The sequence below is a fragment of the Rheinheimera sp. KL1 genome (genome assembly GCF_001275035.1).
GTDB lineage: Bacteria > Pseudomonadota > Gammaproteobacteria > Enterobacterales > Alteromonadaceae > Pararheinheimera > Pararheinheimera tangshanensis.
The window spans coordinates 97,494-120,636 of the sequence record NZ_LAMX01000012.1 but is presented as its reverse complement, the minus strand read 5'-3'; the positions used below and the strand labels follow the sequence as shown (position 1 = coordinate 120,636).

At 47.0% G+C, this 23,143-nt stretch carries 20 protein-coding genes; 14 read left to right on the top strand and 6 right to left on the bottom strand.

Annotation, left to right across the window (positions count from 1 at the left end; genetic code table 11):
- Positions 1–156 precede the first annotated feature (156 nt).
- From WH43_RS05620 to WH43_RS05600, 5 genes are all read left to right on the top strand, one after another.
- On the top strand, positions 157–720 hold the full coding sequence (locus WH43_RS05620; RefSeq protein ID WP_053423663.1) for a TMEM165/GDT1 family protein: 564 nt from the start codon (positions 157–159) through the stop codon (positions 718–720).
- Positions 721–907: 187 nt separating this feature from the next.
- Positions 908–3,115: a YgiQ family radical SAM protein gene (locus WH43_RS05615; RefSeq protein WP_053423786.1), complete on the top strand. Its 2,208-nt coding sequence runs from the start codon at positions 908–910 to the stop codon at positions 3,113–3,115.
- A 4-nt stretch (positions 3,116–3,119) separates the two neighbouring features.
- Positions 3,120–3,638: a GNAT family N-acetyltransferase gene (locus tag WH43_RS05610; RefSeq protein WP_286049500.1), complete on the top strand. Its 519-nt coding sequence runs from the start codon at positions 3,120–3,122 to the stop codon at positions 3,636–3,638.
- Positions 3,639–3,761: 123 nt separating this feature from the next.
- Complete coding sequence (locus WH43_RS05605; protein ID WP_053423661.1) at positions 3,762–4,397, top strand: hypothetical protein; 636 nt, start codon at positions 3,762–3,764, stop codon at positions 4,395–4,397.
- Entirely contained in the window at positions 4,382–4,615 is a 234-nt protein-coding gene (locus tag WH43_RS05600) for a hypothetical protein (protein ID WP_053423660.1), read from the top strand. The genes WH43_RS05605 and WH43_RS05600 overlap by 16 nt, the downstream gene beginning before the upstream one ends.
- Here the strand turns inward: WH43_RS05600 and ygiD are convergent.
- Positions 4,612–5,391 (bottom strand): 4,5-DOPA-extradiol-dioxygenase, encoded by a 780-nt coding sequence (gene ygiD, locus WH43_RS05595; RefSeq protein WP_053423659.1) that lies wholly within the window; start codon positions 5,389–5,391, stop codon positions 4,612–4,614. The two genes, WH43_RS05600 and ygiD, sit on opposite strands and share 4 nt — an antisense overlap.
- Positions 5,392–5,606: 215 nt before the next feature.
- Entirely contained in the window at positions 5,607–8,774 is a 3,168-nt protein-coding gene (locus WH43_RS05590; RefSeq protein WP_053423658.1) for an amidohydrolase family protein, read from the bottom strand.
- A 185-nt stretch (positions 8,775–8,959) separates the two neighbouring features.
- On the opposite strand from WH43_RS05590, the gene WH43_RS05585 reads away from it, so the two are divergent.
- The 3 genes from WH43_RS05585 to WH43_RS05575 are packed head-to-tail and all read left to right on the top strand — an operon-like array spanning position 8,960 to position 11,339.
- The gene (locus tag WH43_RS05585; protein WP_053423657.1) at positions 8,960–9,211 is read left to right on the top strand and encodes a DUF1289 domain-containing protein; all 252 of its coding nucleotides are present in this window, start codon (positions 8,960–8,962) and stop codon (positions 9,209–9,211) included.
- Positions 9,208–9,774: an MgtC/SapB family protein gene (locus WH43_RS05580; RefSeq protein ID WP_286049498.1), complete on the top strand. Its 567-nt coding sequence runs from the start codon at positions 9,208–9,210 to the stop codon at positions 9,772–9,774. Before WH43_RS05585 ends, WH43_RS05580 begins: the two co-directional genes overlap by 4 nt.
- A 20-nt stretch (positions 9,775–9,794) precedes the next feature.
- On the top strand, positions 9,795–11,339 hold the full coding sequence (locus tag WH43_RS05575) for a cation:proton antiporter domain-containing protein (protein ID WP_053423656.1): 1,545 nt from the start codon (positions 9,795–9,797) through the stop codon (positions 11,337–11,339).
- A gap of 46 nt (positions 11,340–11,385) precedes the next feature.
- On the opposite strand, the gene sugE is transcribed toward WH43_RS05575, so the two are convergent.
- The 4 genes from sugE to WH43_RS05555 all read right to left on the bottom strand — a co-directional run bounded on the left by sugE (position 11,386) and on the right by WH43_RS05555 (position 14,139).
- The gene (sugE, locus tag WH43_RS05570) at positions 11,386–11,700 is read right to left on the bottom strand and encodes a quaternary ammonium compound efflux SMR transporter SugE (RefSeq protein ID WP_053423655.1); all 315 of its coding nucleotides are present in this window, start codon (positions 11,698–11,700) and stop codon (positions 11,386–11,388) included.
- A 137-nt stretch (positions 11,701–11,837) separates the two neighbouring features.
- Complete coding sequence (gene pcp, locus WH43_RS05565) at positions 11,838–12,482, bottom strand: pyroglutamyl-peptidase I (protein WP_053423654.1); 645 nt, start codon at positions 12,480–12,482, stop codon at positions 11,838–11,840.
- A gap of 12 nt (positions 12,483–12,494) precedes the next feature.
- The gene (locus tag WH43_RS05560; RefSeq protein ID WP_053423653.1) at positions 12,495–13,433 is read right to left on the bottom strand and encodes a DUF979 domain-containing protein; all 939 of its coding nucleotides are present in this window, start codon (positions 13,431–13,433) and stop codon (positions 12,495–12,497) included.
- Complete coding sequence (locus tag WH43_RS05555) at positions 13,426–14,139, bottom strand: DUF969 domain-containing protein (RefSeq protein ID WP_053423652.1); 714 nt, start codon at positions 14,137–14,139, stop codon at positions 13,426–13,428. The genes WH43_RS05560 and WH43_RS05555 overlap by 8 nt, the downstream gene beginning before the upstream one ends.
- Before the next feature lie 332 nt (positions 14,140–14,471).
- Here WH43_RS05555 and tig point away from each other — a divergent pair, with 332 nt between their 5' ends.
- From tig to WH43_RS05525, 6 genes are all read left to right on the top strand, one after another.
- A complete protein-coding gene (gene tig, locus WH43_RS05550; protein WP_053423651.1) occupies positions 14,472–15,782 on the top strand; it encodes a trigger factor in 1,311 nt (436 codons plus the stop codon).
- A 244-nt stretch (positions 15,783–16,026) separates the two neighbouring features.
- Complete coding sequence (clpP, locus tag WH43_RS05545) at positions 16,027–16,632, top strand: ATP-dependent Clp endopeptidase proteolytic subunit ClpP (protein ID WP_053423650.1); 606 nt, start codon at positions 16,027–16,029, stop codon at positions 16,630–16,632.
- 65 nt (positions 16,633–16,697) lie between these two features.
- On the top strand, positions 16,698–17,972 hold the full coding sequence (gene clpX / locus WH43_RS05540; RefSeq protein WP_053423649.1) for an ATP-dependent protease ATP-binding subunit ClpX: 1,275 nt from the start codon (positions 16,698–16,700) through the stop codon (positions 17,970–17,972).
- A 147-nt stretch (positions 17,973–18,119) separates the two neighbouring features.
- On the top strand, positions 18,120–20,516 hold the full coding sequence (gene lon, locus WH43_RS05535) for an endopeptidase La (protein ID WP_053423648.1): 2,397 nt from the start codon (positions 18,120–18,122) through the stop codon (positions 20,514–20,516).
- 208 nt (positions 20,517–20,724) lie between these two features.
- Positions 20,725–20,997 carry a nucleoid-associated protein HU-beta gene (gene hupB / locus WH43_RS05530; RefSeq protein ID WP_008898812.1) on the top strand — a complete coding sequence of 91 codons (273 nt, stop codon included), beginning with the start codon at positions 20,725–20,727 and terminating at the stop codon, positions 20,995–20,997.
- 187 nt (positions 20,998–21,184) lie between these two features.
- A complete protein-coding gene (locus WH43_RS05525) occupies positions 21,185–23,098 on the top strand; it encodes a SurA N-terminal domain-containing protein (RefSeq protein ID WP_053423647.1) in 1,914 nt (637 codons plus the stop codon).
- Positions 23,099–23,143 lie beyond the last annotated feature (45 nt).

Below are 23,143 nucleotides of genomic sequence, written 5' to 3'. Positions count from 1 at the left end.
GTGTTGTTGTCAACATACTTGTACCTCACTGTACATGGCAATAACGTCCCGTAGATCAGGCTTGATCAGGTATTAATGAGACCTAAGACAATGTACTAGCCCCAGGCGGGAGTTGGTGTATTGTCTTATGTTTAATTTTCCCGCCAGGTGCAGTTTATGTATTTTGATGCCTTTGTGGCCTCTTTCGCTTCCGTTACTGTGGCGGAGATCGGCGATAAAACCCAACTTTTATCTTTATTCCTCGCGGCTCGCTTTCGCTCCCGTGGCGCTATTATCGCCGGTATTCTGGTGGCAACTTTATTAAATCATGCCGCATCGGCCTGGTTTGGTGCCTGGGTGGCGCAGTTTATTCCACAAGGTTGGCACTCTTGGTTGTTAGGTGGTTCTTTTATTGCCGTGGCCTTGTGGTTGCTTATTCCGGATAAAGACGACAGCGAAGAAGTCAGCGTTTTAAAATACGGTGCCTTTTTCGCCAGCTGTCTCTTATTTTTCCTGGCAGAAATTGGCGATAAAACACAAGTAGCGACAGTACTGCTGGCAGCCACTTACCCTGAAACCTGGCAAGTGATTTTAGGCACTACCATCGGCATGCTGGCCGCTAATGTGCCTGTCGTTTACGCCGGTAGCTGGTTGCTGGAACGTATTTCGTTAGACTGGGCACGTCGTGTTGCCTGTGCCATTTTTATGCTACTGGGTGTGGTGACTATTCTGATGTATTAACCCAGAGTCGAAAACGGACTGAGAATATTGAGTTGTTTAATTTGTGAACAACTCAACTCTGCCTTAATGTTAGTATTATCCTGCTGAGTCAAGTATAATGCGCGGCCATTTTTGGCAGGCAAAACCGAGTGAATAACAGATGCAAACGAATCAGGCCCCTTTAAGAAAATCCGCAGCAGTGGACCGCATGGCGGCCGAGCGGGGACTATTTTCTTATCCTAAATACTGGGCTGAGTCCTTTGGTACTGCACCTTTTTTGCCAATGAGCCGTGCCGAGATGAAACAGCTTGGTTGGGACAGCTGCGATATTATTCTGGTAGTCGGTGATGCTTATGTTGATCACCCCAGTTTTGGTATGGCTGTAGTTGGCCGCATGCTGGAAAGTCAGGGCTTTCGGGTGGGTATTATTGCCCAGCCGGATTGGTCGTCCAAAGATGCTTTTATGGCGCTTGGCAAACCTAACCTGTTTTTTGGCGTCTCTGCCGGCAATATGGATTCGATGATTAATCGCTACACAGCGGACAAAAAATTACGTCACGACGATGCCTATACGCCAGGCAATGAAGGTGGCAAACGACCTGACCGGGCTGTCATTGTCTATTCGCAGCGCTGTAAAGAAGCCTATAAAGATGTGCCTGTGATCATTGGTGGTATAGAGGCCAGTTTGCGCCGTATCGCCCATTATGATTACTGGCAGGAAAAAGTTCGTCGCTCCATTATTTTTGATGCCAAAGCAGAATTACTGATTTACGGCAATGCCGAACGTCCGCTGGTGGAAGTGGCGCATCGTATTGCTAATGGTGAAGATATCAATACGCTGCACGATATTCGTGGTACTGCGGTTATTCGTAAAGAGCCTTTACCGGGCTGGCGTGGTGTTGACTCTACCGCTATTGATAAAGTCGGTAAAATTGATCCCGTGCCTAATCCTTATGGTGCAGACGATGTCGGCTGTGGCACTTTTTCTGAATTTGCCCAGCAAGGCATAGACTTAAGCAAAGCGCCTGAAGTGGAAGCCAAGCCAATTCTGGTGCAGCCGCCACGGCAAAAACCCTGGGAAAAAACTTATGTGAAGTTGCCAGCTTTTGAACAGGTCAGTGTGAACAAGCCGCTGTATGCCCATGCTTCACGTATCCTGCATCAGGAGACCAACCCAGGTTGTGCCCGTGCTATTTTCCAGCGCCATGGTGATCGTTATTTATGGGTGAATCCGCCAGCTTTTCCATTAACGACGGAAGAGATGGACGGCGTGTTTGGCCTGCCTTATCAGCGTGTGCCTCATCCTGTGTATGGCAAGGCAAAAATTCCTGCTTATGAGATGATCAAAACCTCGGTCAATATCATGCGTGGTTGTTTTGGTGGCTGTTCCTTTTGCTCTATTACCGAGCACGAAGGCCGCGTCATTCAGAGCCGTTCTCAGGAATCGATTTTAAAAGAAATTAAAGAAATTCGTGACAAAGTGCCGGGTTTTACCGGTGTGATCTCGGATTTAGGCGGCCCAACCGCCAATATGTATCGCTTGCGTTGTAAAAATCCAAAAGCGGAGCAAACCTGCCGCCGGCCTTCCTGTGTCTACCCGACCATTTGTGAGCATATGGACACAGACCAAAGCCCGACCGTGGATTTATACCGTGCCGCCCGTAAAGTAGATGGCATTAAAAAGATTCTGGTGGCGTCCGGTGTTCGCTACGACTTAGCGGTTGAAGACCCTAACTACGTCAAAGAGTTAGTGCAGCATCATGTCGGCGGTTATCTAAAAATTGCTCCTGAGCATACTGAAACTGGCCCTTTGTCGAAAATGATGAAACCTGGCATGGGCGCCTATGACAAGTTTAAAGAAATGTTCGACCGCTTTAGCCGTGAAGCGGGCAAAGAGCAGTACCTGATCCCGTATTTTATCTCTGCGCATCCTGGCACCACTGACAGAGACATGGTGAATTTGGCTTTGTGGCTGAAAGAACGCGATTTTAAACTGGATCAGGTGCAGAACTTCTACCCAAGCCCTATGGCGAACGCGACGACCATCTATCACACAGAGATGAACTCGCTGAAGAATATCAAAGGCAATACCGAAGTGGTGCCTGTGCCTAAAGGGGAGCGTCAGCGTCGCTTGCACAAAGCCTTATTGCGTTATCACGACCCGAAAGGCTGGCCAATGATCCGCGAAGCTTTGGTCAAAATGGGCCTCAAACAGCTGATTGGCCGTGGCAAAGGTTGTTTGGTACCGGAAGAAGGCAAAGAAGACTTGTTCCTGCGTGGCACCAAAGTACCGGGCAAAAAACCGGGTCAGGTGGCATTAACCCGTCACACAGGGGTTAATCCGGCGGCTAAAGCGGTAGAGAAAATTAAACGCTCATCCGGTAAACCGTCCTTTAGCAAGAGAGCCAAAGGGTAAGATGATGGCGATGGAAGCTGTGCTTGAAACACCAAGGTTGATTCTGCGCGCTTTTACACTGGATGATGTGGATGCAATGTATCAGCTGATGACAGTGCCTGAAGTGATACGTTATGTTGGCAACCAACCAGCGCAGTCAAAGCAGGATACGCTGGATTATTTGATGCAGCATCCTCTGCGGGATTATCAAGTCTATGGGTATGGCCGTTTTGCCTGTGTCTGGAAAGAAACGGGCCAGGTGATAGGTTTCAGTGGTATTAAGTTTCTGGAAGAAATTCAGGAAACTGAGCTTGGTTACCGCTTCTTGCCAGAGTTTTGGCGCAAGGGGCTGGCCACTGAAGCCGGGCAGGCCGTCATTCAGTTTGCACAAGGCTTAGGTTTGAAAAGATTAGTGGCTGTGATCCATCCGCAGAATGAAGGCTCTAAGCTTGTGGCCACTAAATTAGGCTTTGGCCTCGAAGGTAAAACAGAATTGTCTTTGCTTGAAAATCAGGATTTATTGCTGTTTTCCAGAACCATTTAAGTTTTTATATTCTAAAGGCCAGAGCCTGAGCTTTGGCTTATTATTTCCCGCGCCATTTAAACAAGCCGCTTTAGTACTTATTCAGGCTCTGTTAAACTTTGCCGCCTTTTGATTGGAGTTCGTATGGCGTCGAAGTTTTCGCTCAATTTACAATCTGTTGCTGCACAGTGGATGCTCTGTTTGCTGCTGGCTCTTGCTGCTGTTTTTGCGTATCAGGCCAAACCCTGGCTGGCATTTATGCTATTGCCCGAACCCATGACTCAATCTCAGTTAAAGCAAGTGAATGATTTTGAATCTGAAAATCCAGAGGCGACTCAAGTGCTCCATGCCTATTTGGGGATCCGCGCTTTGATGGCCGAAGAAAAGTTATTGCTGGAGCAACATGCGGCTTGGGACGACCAGGACCGTGATGAAGGCTGGGCCGAGGCCACAGAGTACTTATTAGCCCATTTAGCTGTTACTACCACGAATAATGAATTGCGGATCCTCGATAGCGAATGTCGCAATACCTTGTGTCAGGTCAAGTTGATGGCACCGACACCACTAACTAAAGAATTTACTGTGAAGATCCTCGACTACGCCAAAGTACTAAAAGCCGGCGAGTTAGAATATGACGATTTGGAAAGTCTACCCGGCGCTGTGTTATTAAAACTCAAAGCCAATAAAAGATATAAGTTTGATGAAGCGACTTCGGCACAGTTGTGGCCGCAAGAGCGCAAGCAATGGGAACAGGAGTTAAAAACATGGTACACAAAATAAAGTATCCGGCAGTATTTCTGCTGGTGTATCTGTTGTGTGCTTTGATTGATTTTGGCACCACCTATTATCGCCAGGCAAAAATTCCTGTGACAGAGTACAGCAGTGCAGAATTGTCTGAGGCTATGCAACAACTCATGCAGCAGCATCGTCTGACTGGCGCTGAGTTGTCTCAGGCGATTAGCGATGTGCAACAGCAAAAGAAACGTTACCTCGATTAAACGCTGTTCTGGCTTAACTTCACGGACAACATACTTAAAGCGCCATATAAAATGTCGTTGTTAAACAGGCTGATGTCGTCCCCATCCAGCATGCTGCCGAGTACATAAAGTAAAGGTAAAAAATGATCCGGGTGAGGCACCGCTAGTCTGGCTGCTTCCCCGAGGTTCTGATACCGAGCTATCTCCTCCACCTTTTTACTCAGCAATAATTCTTTTATTTGATGGTTAAACTGTTCGGCCCATAAAGGTGGCTGAGTGCTTTGCCAGTCCAGCATCCGCAGGTTATGCACCACGTTTCCTGAACCCAGAATCATCACACCTTGTTGACGCAGTGGGGCCAGCTTTTTTGCCAGTTGCAGATGCTCAGCTGGGCTTAAATGCTGATCCAGGCTCAGTTGCACCACTGGAATATCCGCCTTAGGAAACATATGGATCAACACAGACCAGGCGCCATGGTCCAGGCCCCAGGTTAAATCCAGTTCCACCTGATGTGGGCTTAACAGAGTTTTTATTTCAGCCGCCAGTTGTGGGCTACCCGGAGCAGGGTACTGCACCTGATGTAACTCTTGTGGAAAACCATAAAAGTCATGAATAGTTTTGGGGGCAGCCATGGCTGTGACCGCAGTGCCTTTAGTGTACCAGTGTGCTGATACCATCAGGATGACTTTTGGGGACAGGCCTTTTACTACCGATTGCCATTGCTGTACCTGGGCATTTTGCTCCAGCGCATTCATAGGACTGCCGTGACCAATGAATAAAGCAGGTTGAATCGACATATTCTGGCTCCCCGAAAGTAAAAGAGCAGTATAGAAGCTATAACTTCGATTGAATATGGTTAAATTGTGCCTCTTTTGTTCGATTTATTCGATGCTTTATCGAACTGAGAACCTTTAGATTTAAAAAACAAAACCGGACTAAGCCGGTTTTGTCTGAGTTACTGCTGTGGCTTTTGCTGAGTCATAGCTTGACCCTGTGCCTTTGGTCAATTGAGTTAAAAAAACCAGGGGGCCCGTTGTTTTTTCTCAGGGTAAATCTGGTTCATTGACTCTGCGTCATACAAACGGCCGTTGACCATGCTGTATTTCACTTTGTCGCTGTCCATGATGTTTTTCAGTGGATCGGCATCCAGGATAATCAGGTCAGCCAGCTTGCCTGCTTTGATAGATCCCAGTTGATGATCCATACCAAAAGTTTTGGCCGGGTTAATCGTGGCTGTTCTCAGGGCTTCCAGCGGGCTCATGCCGCCTTGCGCAAACATCCAGATCTCCCAATGTGCACCTAAACTTTCACGCTGACCATGAGCACCAATGTTAGTGACGACGCCTAAATCGGATAACTCTTTGGCCATTTTGGCAATAGAGATATGGTTGTAGTGATGATCTGGTGCTTTAGGGCGACGCATGCTGCGCGGACGTAGCTCATCAGCTGGTACATATTTGCTCAAACGTGGATGTTTCCAGACATCAGTTTTATCGTACCAGTAGTTTTCACCAAAAATACCACCGTAGGCCACGATCAGGGTCGGTGTATAAGCCGTGTTGCTTTGTTGCCACAGTTGTTTGACATCGTCATACAGCACTGCCGCAGGTAAAGAGTGCTCCAGTGTGGTGTGACCATCCACCACCATGCTCAGGTTATGCTGTAATAATGAGCCACCCTCAGGCACTACCAGCATCTCCAGTTCACGTGCTGCCTCAATCACCTGTTGGCGCTGATTACGACGCGGCTGGTTATAGCTTTTCACCGAAAAGGCACCCACTTTTTTCAAGCGCTCTAAGTGAAATTTTGCATCGTCCAGACTATCGATATGGGAGGTATAGCCTGCACCATAAGCGCCGTACAAAATTGTGCCGGTAGAGAAGATACGGGGACCTACTGTGATACCTGCTTTTTGCATTTCGCTGGCGGTGAAAATTTCCTGAGTGTCATTCGATGGATCGTGAATAGAGGTCACGCCCAAAGCCAAACTGGCGTAGTTCGCATAGTTTTGTTGTGGGATCAGCTGATTGACGCCCTGAGCGCCGTGGGCGTGTGCGTCAAACAAACCCGGTAATAAAGTTTTGCCTGTGATGTCGATAACTTCTGCACCGGCCGGAACTTTGACATCAGCTTTAGTACCAACAGCTTTGATTTTATTGCCTTCAACCAGTACTACCGCATCCTGCAAGACGGTATCGCCTTCCATGGTAATGACCTGACCACCAACAAAAGCGATTTGGCCCTGTGGTTTATCCATAGGTACAGTAAAGCCAATGCTACTGCCATTTTTGGCATCGACTTTGACTTTGCTGTTTACATCAAACAAACCGGCAATGCTGTGGTGATACAGTTCAGGCCCTAAGTGCCAATACAAGCTGCTGCTGTCAGAGGTCCAGCTGATATCAGTACCTGCTTTGACGGAGAGCTGTTTGACCGGGAATTGGGTGTCCGAGCCGCTAATGTCAATCACCGCACCACGCTCAGCGAAAGGCGTGACATAAACCTTAAAACGATCAACAAAAGCTAAATACTTGCCATCTGGTGATAACTTAAACTCGGTGCCGTATTTGGCCGTGTATAAAGTGCGTTGCTGCTCTGTGGTCAAATCTATGCTGAGCAGTGTCGGCGATGCACCATAATCCTGCGCAAACACTCTTTTGCTGTCTTTGCCAAACATAGGGGCATAGCCATTACGGCTAATCAGTTTTGGTTTATCAGCACCACTGACGCTGACTGCATAAAGACCAGTATTGAGTGACCACTTTTTATCCAGTAACGAACCAGCACCAGATTTACGATACACCACAGTACGGCCATCCGGGCTGAAGGTAGGTTCTACATACTTACCTGGCTCTGGCGTTAAATCACGGCTTTGGTTTGAGGCTAAATCCAGCACTTTCACCCGACCTTGAGCTGTGTCATGCCAGCTGACATAAACCAGCTTGCTGCCATCACGGGAAAACTGCGGGTAAAACTCAAAATGTTCGTTCTGGCTGGTCAGGCGTTTGGCTGAACCTGACTTTAAGTCTTTGATATACAAATGACCTAAAGCCGAATACACCGCCTTTTTACCGTCAGGCGACATATGCAGATTACCCAGGACCTTCACATCTAACTGGTCTTTGTCTAAATCCTGTTTAAATGTAACTGCCTGCTGAATTTTTTTGCTGCGCTCAACTGAGAAAGGGATTTGTGTTTTGCTTTTGCTGGCGATATCCAGACTGTTGATTTTACCACCGGCCCAGTACACCAGCTTTTTGTTATCGGGTGTCCAGCTCAAGGTGGGGTACACACCATGAATAGCCCAGGTTTCCTGCATATCACGGTCAAGCTGGTTATCCAATTGGATATGCTCGCCACTTTCTAAATCGTATAAAAACAAAGTGCTCTGGAAATCGACACGGCGAATATAAGCTAAATATTTGCCATCAGACGAAGGCGTAGGGCGGATAGCGCCACCAGCGCCTTGCAGCAGCACATCAATTTTGCCGGTTTCGCGCTCAAAACGTTTAATAACATAAATGCCTTGTTCTGAGTCCTTGCTGTAATGAAAGGTTTTACCTGGCGTATCGTCCTGTGAAAAATAAATATATTTCCCGTCTGGCGAGAAAGCGGGCTCGCCTAAGTCTTTTTCGTCATTGGCTTTGGCGGTGAGCATCACACCAGCGCCGCCAGATTTATGGTATTGCCATACTTCGCCAGCGCCTAAAGAACGACCCGCAGTAAAGTGTTTACGGGCCACAATAAACTCGCCATCCGGACTCCAGGCCGGGCTGTTGAGTAAACGGAAGGTCTCTTCTGTGACTGCTTTTTGCTCTGAGCCATCGGCTTTCATTACCCAGATATTATCGCCACCACCTTGATCGCTGGTAAAAGCGATGTATTTGCCGTCTGGGCTGAATACGGGCTGCATTTGCCAGCCGATATCAGAGGTTAAGGCTTTGGCTTTACCACCGCTGATGGGCATGGTGTAAATATCACCCAGCAAATCAAAAGCAATGGTTTTGCCGTCCGGGCTGACACTGACATTCATCCAGGTGCCTTGTTGCACATCGATGTTGATGTCAGTGAATTTGCCTGCGGGTTTATCGACATTCCAGCTGGGTTTCTTATCATCGGCGGCAATGGCCAGAGTGGAGCATAAAGCCAGGGCTAACAGACTGTAGTTATAGTTTTTCATCGGTGGACCTCTTGTTGGTTGACCGTACGCTGCCATAAAGCCAACACAGGGTAAAGCCTTGCAGGCAAAACTGCGGTTAAAAGCCCAACATTTCAGACTGATTACAGGTTCAGTAGAGTAAAACTTTGGCCTGCATCAAAAACTGGTTACACTGGAGTGAATTAGAATAAATAGCCGGAGCTGAAGTGGACTCTCCTTGTGTTGCCTGTTGCAGGCTAAATGAAGATAAAGTGTGTGTCGGTTGTTATCGCCATATGGATGAAATTGTCGACTGGCGGAAAAAAACGCCAGAACAGTACCAACAAATTGCATTAAATATTCAGCAGCGTAAAACGCTCGCTCGCAGTCTGGGTGAAACAGTGCCTATGACCGAAGCGGAGTGGAGAGCGGCCAGAGCTCGTAACGCAAAAAAGTTAATGGCCGGAGGGGCAGTATGATGCTGGATCCAGCCTGGTTTGATATCAGCCCTTTATCCTGGCACGCCATAGGTATTACCTTACTCACTGGCAGTATTGTTGGATTAGAGCGGCAGTTACGCGGTAAACCTGCAGGGATCCGGACTTCAATTCTGATTACTTTAGGTACCTATTTATTCGTTGCTTTATCCTTGCCTTTGGGCCATGCGGTGCTTGATGCCAATCGTGTTGTTGGTAACGTAGTGACAGATCCTAGCCGTATTATTGGTCAGGTGGTCACAGGTATTGGTTTTCTTGGTGCAGGTGTCATGCTAACCCGTGAAGGCATAGTGGTGGGGGTGACCTCTGCTGCAACTATTTGGGTGCTGGCCGCAATAGGGGTTGCCACAGGTTTGGGTCATTATCAGGTGGCGATTTGGTTGTCTGTGGTGGTGGTGGGTGTATTGACTGGGGTTGATATGCTGGAAAATGCCAGCGCGGCTTTACGTCGGGGTGTGCACAGAACTACAAAAGACTGGATTACCCGAAAAGCTACAGATGGTAATGAAGTGTCGGAAACAGAACCTGGCCAAGGTAAACAATAAAAGATAGAGACAGGATTGTTATGTTATTAGAAGCCGTATGGATAGGTTTTGCTTTTAGTTTGGGTTTGTTGGTGCGCTTAATTGGTTTGCCGCCTCTGATTGGCTATCTGGCCGCTGGTTTTATGATCACAGCCTCGGCGACAGAGTTGGATTTGCCTAAAGAAGGCAATGCCATTATTGCTCATGTCGCTCACTTAGGGGTGTTGCTGCTGCTATTCACTGTTGGGTTAAAATTAAATATCCGCAGTTTAGGCAAACCTGAAGTGCTGGGTGGCAGTTTGGCGCATTTTGCCAGCTCAGCCTTGCTTTATACCCCTATCATCTATCTGACCTTTGAACCCGATTGGTATTACGCTGTGATGCTCTCGGCTGCTTTGGCATTTTCCAGTACAGTGCTGGCGGCCAAGGTACTGGAAGGCAAGCGAGAAATCAGGGCTTTTCATGGCCGTGTCGCTATTGGCATTCTGGTTATGCAGGATTTAATAGCCATGGCGCTGTTGAGTTTTACACAGGGCATTACGCCATCGCCTTTTGCTTTGCTGGTGCTGTTGGTGCCTTTATTACGCCCATTACTGTACAAGCTGATGGATTTAACCGGCCACGATGACTTGCAGATTTTATTTGGTGTGCTGCTTGCTGTGGTATTAGGTGGTTCAGGATTTCATACCATAGGCCTAAGCTCAGAGTTAGGAGCTTTGGTATTTGGAGCCTTGTTGGCTGGTCACAACAGAGCAGGTGAACTGTCTAAAACCTTATGGGGTTTAAAAGAGTTTTTCCTGGTCGGTTTTTTCCTGCAAATAGGCTTAGGTGGTCTGCCGGATCAACAGGCCTGGCTCTTTGCTGCTTTGATGACGGTATTATTGCCCTTTAAAGCTGTATTGTTTTTTGCGCTGCTGGTGGTATTCAAATTACGAGCCCGCAGCGCATTCTTATCCGGTTTGGCCTTGAGTAATTACAGCGAATTTGCGCTTATTGTCGCTGCCAGCGTGATGCCGCAATTTCTTATTCCACTGGCGTTAACCGTAGCTTTGTCTTTTGTGGTGTCTGCGCCGCTGAATCGCTTTGCCCACCCTTTGTATGAACGTCTGGCACATCGGCTTATTCCTTTTGAGCGCGATATTCATCACCCGGATGAGCAGCCTGTATCTTTAGGCGATGCTGAAGTACTGATTATGGGCATGGGGCGCACAGGCTCGGCGGCTTATCAGTATCTGGAGCATAAATGCCATTTAGTAGCGCTGGACTCCGATCCGGCCAAAGTGGCAGAGCATCAGGAAAAAGGCAATAACGTGCTGTTTGCTGATGCTGAGGATCAGGTGTTTTGGCAAGGTTTAACCTTAGGGGGCATCAAAGCCGTAGTGCTGTGCTTAAATGATGTAGAAGCCAAAGTGATAGCGACCAAAAAACTGCGACAAGCAGGTTTTGCTGGTTTAATCGTCTCACACAGTATGCACAAAGATGAAGCCGCTGCGATTTTGGATGCAGGAGCTGATCATACCTATCTGACCATGTCAGAAGCTGGTGTGGGTTTAGGTGAACGAGTACGGCAGCATATTACGATTTAGTTTTTAGTGGGGCACTGTTGTGCCCCTGACATTTAAAAATGGTTCTCTAAGAGCTAAGTTTTAAGCCAATAATACCGAGTAAGATCAAGCCAATACTGATTAAGCGTCCTGCAGTCGCCGGGTCGCCTAACAGGTAAATTCCGACTATGACAGTGCCGACAGCACCTATACCAGTCCAGACCGCATAAGCCGTGCCGACGGGCAGGTCACGCATTGCAAGCCCAAGCATGGTAATGCTCAAAAGCATAGCTCCCAGAGTCCAGACCGATGGCCAGAATTTGGTAAAACCTTCAGTGTATTTTAAACCCACAGCCCAACCGACTTCCAATAAGCCAGCCACAACAAGTAATAACCAGTTCATAAGGTATTCCAGTGTTTGAAGTTGGGGTCGTCCCCGCTAAATAGATGCGCTATTGGGTCGTCCCAACAGGCCATAGTAGAAAAAAGCGCCACAATTTTAACCATGCCAGCGCTTTAGGGCAAGCTGGAAGCCAAAATCTAGTCGAGCGTCCCCGCTACTATTTGCAAATCTTCGCTGCTTTGCAATGCCACAGGCAAACAGAGTTTTAATGCTCGCACTACCATATCCACAGGCATAGAAGCGACTGCTTTGTCTATCGCTTGTTCTGGAGCATAAGGAATATGTAAAAAACCAGCCCGCACTTTTGACTGATCTTTCAGCTGGTGCATCAAAGCGTAAAACACTGTGTTGCAGACATAAGTCCCAGCGGTGTAAGACACTGCTGCGGGGATGCCTTGTTGTTTCAAACGGTTGACCATAGCTTTGATGGGCAAGGTGGTAAAGTAGGCGGCTGGGCCTTCACCGACCACTGGCGCACCGACAGGCTGCTGTCCGGCATTATCGGCAATACGGGCATCGATAAAATTAATAGCGACTTTTTCAAAACAAAGTTCAGTGCGGCCACCAGCCTGACCCAAAGCCAATACCAGCACAGGTTTTAATTCAGCAATGGCTGTTTTAAGTTCCTGCTGGCTTTTCTCAAATACACAAGACAGTTGCCGGCTGACAATCTGCACTTCATCGTCCAGTTGATAACCGTCAAGCTGTTGTACAGCCAGCCAGGAGGGGTTGCTTTGTTCGCCGCCAAAAGGCTCAAAGCCAGTCAGTAAAATAGTGTGCATGAAGGCTCCGGTTTAAAACATTAACAGATACATCAGAATGATATTCACACCAAGCAGCACTAGGGCTGTTGGCGCCTGAGCTTTAATGACAGCGTTTTTATCCGGCAGTTCTAAAAGTGCAGCCGGCACTATATTAAAGTTTGCTGCCATAGGGGTTAGTAAGGTACCGCAGTAACCACAAAACATGCCGATGGCCGCCATAATGGCCGGGTCGCCACCATGCTGCAGCACCAACAACGGAATGCCTATGCCTGCGGTGATCACCGGGAAAGCGGCGAAGGCGTTGCCCATAATCACAGTAAATAAGGCCATGCCGATAGCATAACAAGCCACTGCCAGCAGAGGATGGTTTAAATTTAAATACAAACTCGTTAGCTGCGAAACGGTTTCACCGACACCGGCCTGATTAAACAACAACCCCAAGGTAGCCAGTAACTGCGGCAATAAAAAGGCCCAGCCTATGGCTTCAATTAAACGTGAAGATTCTTTGAAAGCCTGTTGAGGTTTCTCTTTAGTGAAATACAAAGCGGCTAGGACAGCAAAAAAAGCAGCTAAGCCCAGCGCCGATAAAGTGGCATTTTTTGGATCCAATAAAGACCAGCCATCGGCCTTGATATGCACCAACACCAAAGCTGAAAATACTGTCAGTAAGGGGATCATCAGGGCAGGAATAAACAATGCATTACCAAGACGTTTGACGGAGCTTAGCCGTTGTTGCAGTTCAAGCGTCTGGTAGTTGCCACCTTTGACACCACCAAAGCCTGCCACTATAGCCATTAACACCACTATGGCACCAACCAGCGCTGGCGGCATAAAGTCACCCAGCAGAAAAATCAGACCGTAACTAAACCAGAATAAAGCGCTGCTGTATCTTTTGTCCTTAAAGCTAAAAAACGCTACTGCAAAAAACAATAAAGCTGCAACGTAATACAGCAAAGTCATGCTAATCATGGCGTTGCTCCTGCTTTAATTGCTGTTGAAGCTGACGGGCCAGATAAGCATCAAAACGTAACAAACGGGTCCCATGAATTAAAAATGCAGCCAGAGCGGTAGGAATACCCCAGAGTGCGATATGCAAAGGCTCGGTTTCGATACCGGACTCACGTAAAAACGTGTGCATTAAGATAATAGCGCCAAAAGCGACAAAAATATCTTCACCAAAAAACAAGCCTATATTGTCGGTCGCAGCCGACATAGCACGAATTTTATACTTTATTTTATCCGGCAGGCTGTGGTGTTTTTGCTCAAAAGCCGCTTCTGCCATAGGAGAGAGTAAAGGCCTGACCATTTGTGGATGCCCGCCTAAACTGGTGAGACCTGCAGCAGCCGTGCTTTCGCGAAGTGCCAGATACACCAGCAGTAAACGTCCTGTTGTAGCGGCTTTAATCTGTTGGATCCAGTTTTGAGCTTTTTCGCGCAGACCATGACGCTCTAACAGACCTATAACAGCCAAAGGCAATAACAAGATCAATGGCAAATTCCGGGTTTTCAAAAAGGCAGTGCCCAGAGATTCCAGCCAGGTCAGTATCGGCATCTTCACCGCCATACCCGTAGCAAAAGCTGCGACTGTGACCACCAGCACAGGGTTAAATTTCAATAAAAATCCGAGCATCACTACGGCGATGCCAAGCAAAGGCCAAAGGCTGAAATCGGTCATAAGGGTCCTGTTATTTTTGTTATCTCTGACTATTGCTACACAAAAGAGTGGGGTAAAGCGAGAAGAAAACGCTAAAAATCATTGGAAAAGCGATGCTTGCCTTTTGCTGTTTTTTATTTGAAATCCCGATTCTTTGGATAGGAAAATGACGTGAAATTAGGCCTCTAAGCCGCGTCAAATCTGATGTTGTATCAAAAGCTCGACTCAGCGAAAAACCCTCGCTATAATGCCGCGTCCTATATAACAGGTCTGGATTGTGTGCGTAAAGACAGAGCCCGGACAAGCGAAAAGATGGCGTAGCGAGACGCCCGATTTGATTTTGAGGTAACAAGATGCAAGTTTCTGTTGAGACCACACAGGGTTTAGAACGCCGTTTGACTATTACTGTTCCAGCTGCTGCCATCAGCACTGAAGTAGAAAAAGAATTAAGAAATATCGCGAAAAATCGCCGTATTGACGGTTTCCGTCCAGGTAAAGCACCTGTAGCTATGATCAAAAAAATGTTTGGTCTGTCGGTATTACAAGACGTGGCTTCACGTCAGATGCAAAACCATTTTTACCAAGCCATTATTGCGAATAAACTGACACCAGCTGGTGCTCCTACTTTTGCTCCAGGCCAACTGGCTGAAGGTAAAGATTTAGAATTCGCAGCGACTTTCGAAGTGTATCCAGAAGTTGAGCTGAACGCTCTGGACAAAATCGAAGTGACCAAGCCAGTGGTTGAAATCACGGCTGATGATTTAGAAACTATGTTAGGCACGCTTCGTAAACAGCATGCAACATGGGCAAAAACTGACGCTGCAGCAGCGTCGGGCGATCGCGTGATCATCGACTTTGTGGGTTCTATCGATGGTGAAGAGTTTGAAGGCGGTAAAGCTGCTGACTTCACGTTAGAGTTAGGCCAGGGTCGTATGATCCCAGGTTTCGAAGACGGTATCATCGGCAAAAAAGCGGGTGAAGAAGTGACTGTTGATGTGACTTTCCCTGCTGAATACCATGCTGAAAACTTGAAAGGTAAAGCGGCTAAGTTTGCTGTGACTGTAAAAGCAGTTGAAGCTCAGCAATTACCAGAAGTCAACGACGAGTTCGCTAAGCTGTTCGGTTTAGCTGAATCTACTGTTGATGCATTAAAAGTTGAAGTGAAAAAGAACATGGAGCGTGAGCTGAACAACAGCATCAAAGCTCGTGTGAAAGATCAGGTGATTAAAGGCTTGTTAGCCACTCATGAAGTGGAAGTGCCACAAGCTCTGATTGACAGCGAAATCGATGTATTACGTCGTCAGGCGTTACAGCGTTTTGGCAACAATCTGGATCCAAAACAATTACCAGAACTGCCAGCTGCTCTGTTCACTGAACAAGCCAAAGACCGCGTCAAAGTAGGTTTATTATTGGGCGAAGTGATCAAAACCAACAAACTGCAGGTTGAAGATGCACGCGTTCAGGCTCTGATTGAAACTGTAGCTTCTGCGTACGAAGATCCACAAGAAGTGATCCAGTACTACAACAGCAACAAAGAGCTGCTGCAAGGTATGCGTAATGTTGCTTTAGAAGAACAAGCCATTGACCTGGTTCTGGCAAAAGCTAAAGTGACAGAACAAAAAGCCAAGTTTGATGAGATCATGAATCCACAAGCTGCAAACTAAGATTTGACATCTGTTTGTCAGGCAGTTTTAATGGCTCGAGCATCATAGTTCGGGCCATTTTTATTTTAGAGCCGTCGTACTTGAAGCCGCTGCATTGTTGACTGCACGTTCTCACCCCAATCACATAGGACTGCTATGTTCATCGGGCTCTGAGCATTCGTCGCGGCTGTGCAACATCAATTATTTAGGCTCTGGATACAGCCCCTCTTTTTAAGGAAACCGCATTATGGCATTTGAGCCGAGAATGAATGAATTAGTGAATGCCTTAGTTCCTATCGTTATTGAACAAACCGCTAAGGGTGAGCGTTCTTTTGATATTTACTCGCGTTTATTAAAAGAGCGGGTGATTTTTTTAACGGGTCAGGTTGAAGACCATATGGCAAACCTGATTGTCGCTCAGTTGTTATTTTTAGAATCTGAGAACCCGGAAAAAGATATTTATATTTATATCAATTCACCAGGCGGCTCTGTCACTGCCGGCATGTCGATTTACGACACCATGCAGTACATCAAGCCAAATATAGCTACCGTCTGTGTCGGTCAGGCTTGCAGTATGGGTGCTTTTTTATTATCTGGTGGTACTAAGGGCAAGCGTTATGCGTTGCCAAACGCTCGTGTGATGATCCACCAACCTTTAGGTGGTTTCCAGGGCCAGGCCACAGATTTTGAAATTCACGCCCGTGAAATCCTGACCATCAAAGAGAAATTAAATCGTTTGATGGCAGAGCATTGTGGCAAGACGTATGAACAGGTTTGTAAAGACACAGAGCGTGATAACTTCTTAAGTGCACAACAAGCCTTGGAATATGGCCTAATCGATGCCATATTAACTCAAAGGGATGCGAAGTAAGTTTAATTCAGGGGTGGATAGGGGCGCGAAGCCGGCCATCCCTCTGTAGTGGAAGAGGAAGTTACATGTCTGATCATCGCTCTGATGGCGAGAAAAGCAGCAAGTTGTTGTATTGCTCTTTTTGCGGCAAATCACAACATGAAGTGCGCAAACTGATTGCTGGCCCACAGGTTTATATCTGTGATGAATGTGTCGACTTGTGCAACGATATTATTCGCGAAGAAATCAAAGATATTTCGCCAAAACGCGACAGCAATAAATTGCCGGTGCCAAAAGAGATCCGTGCTCACCTGGATGACTATGTCATAGGTCAGGAGCATGCGAAAAAAGTTCTGGCGGTAGCGGTCTACAACCACTACAAACGTTTACGCAGCATGCAGCATAAACAGGACGTTGAGCTGAGCAAAAGTAACATTCTGCTGATTGGCCCTACAGGTAGCGGTAAGACTTTGTTAGCCGAAACCTTAGCCCGTTTACTGGATGTGCCATTTACTATGGCCGATGCTACCACCTTAACTGAAGCAGGTTATGTTGGTGAAGATGTCGAAAACATCATCCAGAAGTTACTGCAAAAATGTGATTACGATGTAGAAAAAGCGCAACGTGGCATTGTTTATATCGATGAAATCGACAAAATTTCACGCAAGTCTGACAATCCATCTATTACCCGTGACGTATCGGGTGAAGGTGTGCAGCAGGCACTGCTGAAACTGATTGAGGGTACTGTGGCTTCAGTTCCGCCTCAGGGTGGCCGTAAACATCCACAGCAAGAGTTTTTACAGGTTGATACCTCAAAAATTCTGTTTATCTGTGGTGGCGCTTTTGCTGGTTTGGATAAAGTCATTGAACAGCGCTGCGCTAAAGGCTCAGGCATAGGTTTTGGTGCTGAAGTGCGTGCAACCTCACAAAGCCGTACCCTGACCGAAAGCTTTAAAGATGTGGAACCGGAAGATTTAGTCAAATACGGTTTAATCCCAGAGTTTATTGGTCGTCTGCCTGTGGTGGCGACTTTAACTGAACTGGATTTAGCCGCATTGATGCAAATTTTAAGCGAGCCGAAAAACGCGCTGGTGAAACAGTTTGGCGCTTTGTTCCAAATGGAAAATGTCGAGCTGGAGTTCCGTGAAGATGCGCTCAAAGCCATAGCGCAAAAAGCCATGGAGCGTAAAACAGGTGCCCGTGGTCTGCGCTCAATAGTCGAAAACGTCTTGCTGGATACTATGTACGACTTACCTTCTATGGAGCATGTCAGCAAAGTTGTTATTGATGAGACAGTGATCCGCGGCGAGTCTCAGCCGATATTAATATACGAAACAGTAGAAGCAGCAGCTTCTGTGTAAGTAAAATGGGGTCAGAGTGAAATTAAATCGCCGATTTAATTTTACTCTGACCCCATTTTTACCGCGCTAACTCATTGAAGTGACATAAACAGCCCCCATATACTGTTGAATCATGTCACCTGCAGTAAATAATTCGAGAGAGATTTCATGACAGTAGCAAAGACTGAACGTTTGCATATGCCTGTACTGGCATTAAGAGACGTGGTCGTTTATCCGCATATGGTGATCCCGCTGTTCGTTGGCCGGGCTAAATCCATCAAATGCCTGGATGCCGCGATGGAAAAAGAGAAACAAATCTTTTTAGTTGCGCAAAAAGACGCCACGCTGGATGACCCTAAAGATACTGACTTGTATCAGGTGGGTACTGTCGCCACTATTTTGCAATTACTTAAGCTTCCTGATGGCACGGTCAAAGTGCTGGTGGAAGGCGGTAAACGCGCTCAATTAGTTGAATTTACTGATACAGAAGACACTTTCGCCGCTTATGTGGATTTGATTCCGACACCGGAAATGGACAGCCGCGAGCAGGAAGTGATTTTACGCTCTGCCGTCAATCAGTTTGAGGGTTATATCAAACTGAATAAAAAGATCCCACCTGAGGTGCTGACTGCGCTTTCTGGCATAGATGACGCTGCACGTTTGGCTGATACCATGGCTGCCCATATGCCATTAAAAGTTGATGACAAGCAGAAGGTATTAGAAATCATCGATGTGACGGAACGTTTAGAGTTCCTGATGGCGATGATGGAAAGCGAAATCGATATTCTGCAAGTCGAGCGCCGTATTCGTAGCCGTGTTAAAAAGCAGATGGAAAAAAGCCAGCGCGAGTATTACCTGAATGAGCAAATGAAAGCCATTCAGCGTGAACTGGGCGAGCTGGAAGATACACCGGATGAGTTCGAAACTCTGTCGAAGAAAATCGAACAGGCGCAAATGCCGGAAGAAGCCCGTACTAAAGCGACGGCTGAACTGCAAAAGTTAAAAATGATGTCGCCCATGTCGGCTGAAGCCACAGTAGTGCGCAGTTATATCGACTGGCTGACTAATGTGCCGTGGAAAAAGCGCAGCAAGGTGAAAAAAGACCTGGCAGGCGCAGAACGTATTCTGGACTCGGACCACTATGGTCTGGATAAAGTCAAAGAACGCATTCTGGAATATCTGGCCGTGCAGCAGCGTGTCAACAAATTAAAAGGCCCGATTTTATGTTTAGTCGGACCACCAGGCGTAGGTAAAACCTCACTGGGTCAGTCTGTTGCTAAAGCAACAGGCCGTAAATATGTGCGTATGGCTTTAGGTGGCGTGCGTGATGAAGCGGAAATCCGTGGTCACAGACGCACCTACATTGGCTCTATGCCGGGCAAAATCATTCAGAAAATGGCTAAGGTTGGCGTACGCAACCCGCTGTTCCTGCTGGATGAAATTGACAAAATGGCCTCTGATTTCCGTGGTGATCCGGCTGCAGCTTTGCTTGAGGTGTTAGATCCAGAGCAAAATACCGCCTTCTCGGACCACTATCTGGAAGTGGATTACGACTTATCCGACGTGATGTTTTTTGCCACATCGAACAGCTTAAATATTCCGGCAGCCTTACTGGACCGGATGGAAGTGATTCGTTTAGCGGGTTACACCGAAGATGAGAAGCTGAATATTTCCAAGCAGCATTTGATCAACAAACAGATTGAACGCAACGGTTTAAAACCTCACGAAATTGAGATTGAAGACAGCGCAATTATCGGCATTATCCGCTATTACACCCGTGAAGCTGGTGTGCGTAGCTTAGAGCGTGAAATTTCCAAGTTATGCCGCAAAGCAGTGAAAAACATTCTGCTGGATAAAAACCTGAAGAAAGTGGTGATCAACCAGGACAATCTGGAAGATTTCTTAGGTGTGCAGCGTCATGACTATGGTAAAGCCGAAGACAGTAACCGTATCGGTCAGGTGACTGGCTTAGCCTGGACTTCTGTGGGCGGTGATTTACTGACGATTGAAGCTGCTGCCGTGGTAGGTAAAGGCAAACTGACGTACACAGGCTCTTTAGGTGATGTGATGAAAGAGTCGATCCAGGCCGCCATGACCGTAGTTCGAAGCCGTGCTGAGAAGCTGCGTATTAACGAAGACTTCTATGAGAAACGTGATATTCACGTGCACGTGCCAGAAGGGGCGACTCCAAAAGATGGTCCAAGCGCAGGTATTGCTATGGTGACTGCTTTGGTATCGAGCTTAACAGGCAACCCGGTGCGGGCCGATGTCGCCATGACAGGTGAAATTACCTTACGTGGCGAAGTTCTGCCGATAGGTGGCCTGAAAGAGAAGCTGCTTGCTGCACACCGCGGTGGCATCAAACGGGTTTTAATACCGCATGACAACGTTCGGGACTTAAAAGATATTCCGGACAACGTCAAAGGCGATATCGAAATTCGTGCGGTAAAATGGATTGACGAAGTGCTGGAATTGGCTCTGCAAGAGCCGCCAACCGGCATGTCAGTGCTTGAAGTGGAAAAAAATCCAACAAAAAGCAAAAAAAGCGTAAAAAATCCGGCTTAGGGGCTTTTCAATTGCTCTGGCTGTGTTAAGTTATGGGCAGTTTCGACGCAGCCCTTGTCCTGCAAGGGTTGTGGCCTAACAGAAATTTTTGTAGAGCGTCGTTTTGTGCTTGCAAGCCTACATCAGGCTTGATATAACAAACACGCTACTACGACAAAGTATATTACTGTAGTTGTTGAAAATAATAACAATTGAAGGGGATGATATTGTGAACAAGTCTCAACTTATCGACAAAATCGCTGCTGGTGCAGACATTTCTAAAGCGGCAGCTGGTCGTTCTCTGGACGCGTTCATCGACGCTGTTACTGAGGCTCTTAAGGAAGGCGATTCAGTAGCCTTAGTTGGTTTTGGTACATTTGCAGTTCGCGAGCGCGCTGCACGTTCAGGCCGTAATCCACAAACTGGCGAAACTATCCAAATCGCTTCTGCGAAAATTCCTTCGTTCAAGCCAGGTAAAGCGCTGAAAGACAGCGTAAACTAAGCTGAACGCCTGGCTGACCAGCCAGGCCTATGAAGCTGATGGTTCTGCCGAGTCCAAGTGATACGGGCAGAGAAAAGCAAAACGCATTAAGCCTGACGCTGCCACAGCTTTTATGAAAAAGGCGTATCTGCTAAGATGCGCTTTTTTTTTAAGACAACCAAAAGTTGCCAAAAGAGACGTAGATACAATGTTAGAAAAGATCAGAGATGGTTCGCAGGGCATGATCGCCAAGGTCATTCTTGGTTTTGTGATCCTGACGTTCGCTTTAGCCGGGGTTGGCAGTTATCTTGGCAACACCAGCGAAGTACCTGTTGCCACAGTCAACGGCGATGAAATAACCAAAGTTCAGTTCGACACCGCTTACCAAAATGAAAGAGCCAGAATGCAGCAGCAGTTTGGTGAGATGTTTGGTATGTTGTCAGCTGACAGCAACTATATGAATAATTTCCGCAGTTCTGTGCTGGAAAAACTGATTGACGAACAACTGCAGCGTCAGCTTGTTACACAGTTAGATTTAATGGTCAGCGATGATGTATTGCGTGACACTATCCGTGCTATGCCTGAGTTTCAGGTAGACGGTGTGTTTAACAACGACCGTTACATAGCGCTGCTGCGTCAAAACGGCTATGAGCCAAACCAGTTCCGTGATTATTTGCGAGCGCAAATGTCAGCCAACCAGCTGGTGGTGGGTTTAGCAGGTTCAGAATTTGCAACAGTGTCTGAAATGCAGTTGTTGTCTAAGTTGCAACAACAAAGCCGCGATATTCAGTACGCTGTGTTAAAAGCCGCTGATTTTGCTTCTGCTGTTCAAATGAATGATCAGCTGTTGCAGGACTATTACCAAAGCAACATCAATCAGTTCGTATCGCCAGAAACTGTGTCAGCCGACTATGTTGAGTTAACTGCTGCTGACATTGCGAAATCAGTGGTTGTGGCTGATGCTGATCTGCAAGCTTATTACGATGCCAATCAGGCGCGTTACCAGACTGAAGAACGTCGTCGTGTGTCACATATTCTGTTAGAGTCTGCTGACGAGAATGCAGAAATCAAAGCTAAGGCAGAAGCTATAGCGACACAATTACAGCAAGGCGCTGATTTTGCTGAACTGGCGAAAAAAGAATCTGCTGATACTTTTTCTGCAGAAAAAGGCGGTGATTTAGACTTTATCGAAAAAGGCGTGATGGATGCTGAGTTTGAAAAAGCAGCTTATGCTCTGGCTAAAGCTGGCGACATCAGTCCTGTCGTGAAAACCGAGTTTGGTTACCACATCATCAAACTGACCGAAGTTCAGCCGGGTTCCACTAAAGCTTTTGCTGATGTCAAAGAGCAAATTCTGGCAACAGTGAAAGAAGAAAAAGCGGCTGAGAAATTTACTGAACTGCAGCAGTTGTTAGGTGAAAAGAGTTTTGAAATCGCAGACAGCCTGCAAGAAGCGGCAGATGCTGTAGGTGCGAAAGTGGTCTCTGTGCCAGCCTTCAGTCGCGCAAATGCACCCGCTGAACTAACAGCACCTAAAGTGCTGGAAACTCTATTCTCTGAAGACTTTATCAATGCTGGTGTAAACAGTGACGTGATTGAAGTAGCTCCACAGCATGTTGTAGTGGTGCGGGTAAATGCACATCAGCCTGAAACCACGAAGAAGTTTGAAGAAGTCAAAGAGCAAGTGAAATCTGCTGTGATTGCAAGCGAAAGTTCTGAGCTGGCTAAGGCTAAAGCTGAAGCTATGTTAGCGGAAGTACTTGCAGGTAAGCCTTTGGCTGACGTGGTTGCCGCTGCGAAGCTGACGTTGGAAAGCAAAGCTGCTGTCACTCGTTTTGGTGGTGATATTGATTCGGATATCCGTACTAAAGCCTTTGAACTGGCCAAACCTACAGAAGGCCAGCCTACGACTGTCGCTATGTTAAATCTGGCCAGTGGTGATGCTGCTTTGGTTGCAGTGACAAAAGTGACTGATACTGAAGTCACAACCAAGCCTCCGGTTGAGCAGTTACAACAGTTTGCTGATCAGAAAGCGCAAAGTAGTTTTGGTGTTTTATTGGCCGCATTAAAAGCTAATGCCGAAATTACCCGCTCACTGCCAGCTGCGACAGTTGACGAATAGTCTCAGTCGTAGTTAGCCCGAACATAAAAAAACCAACCGCAAGGT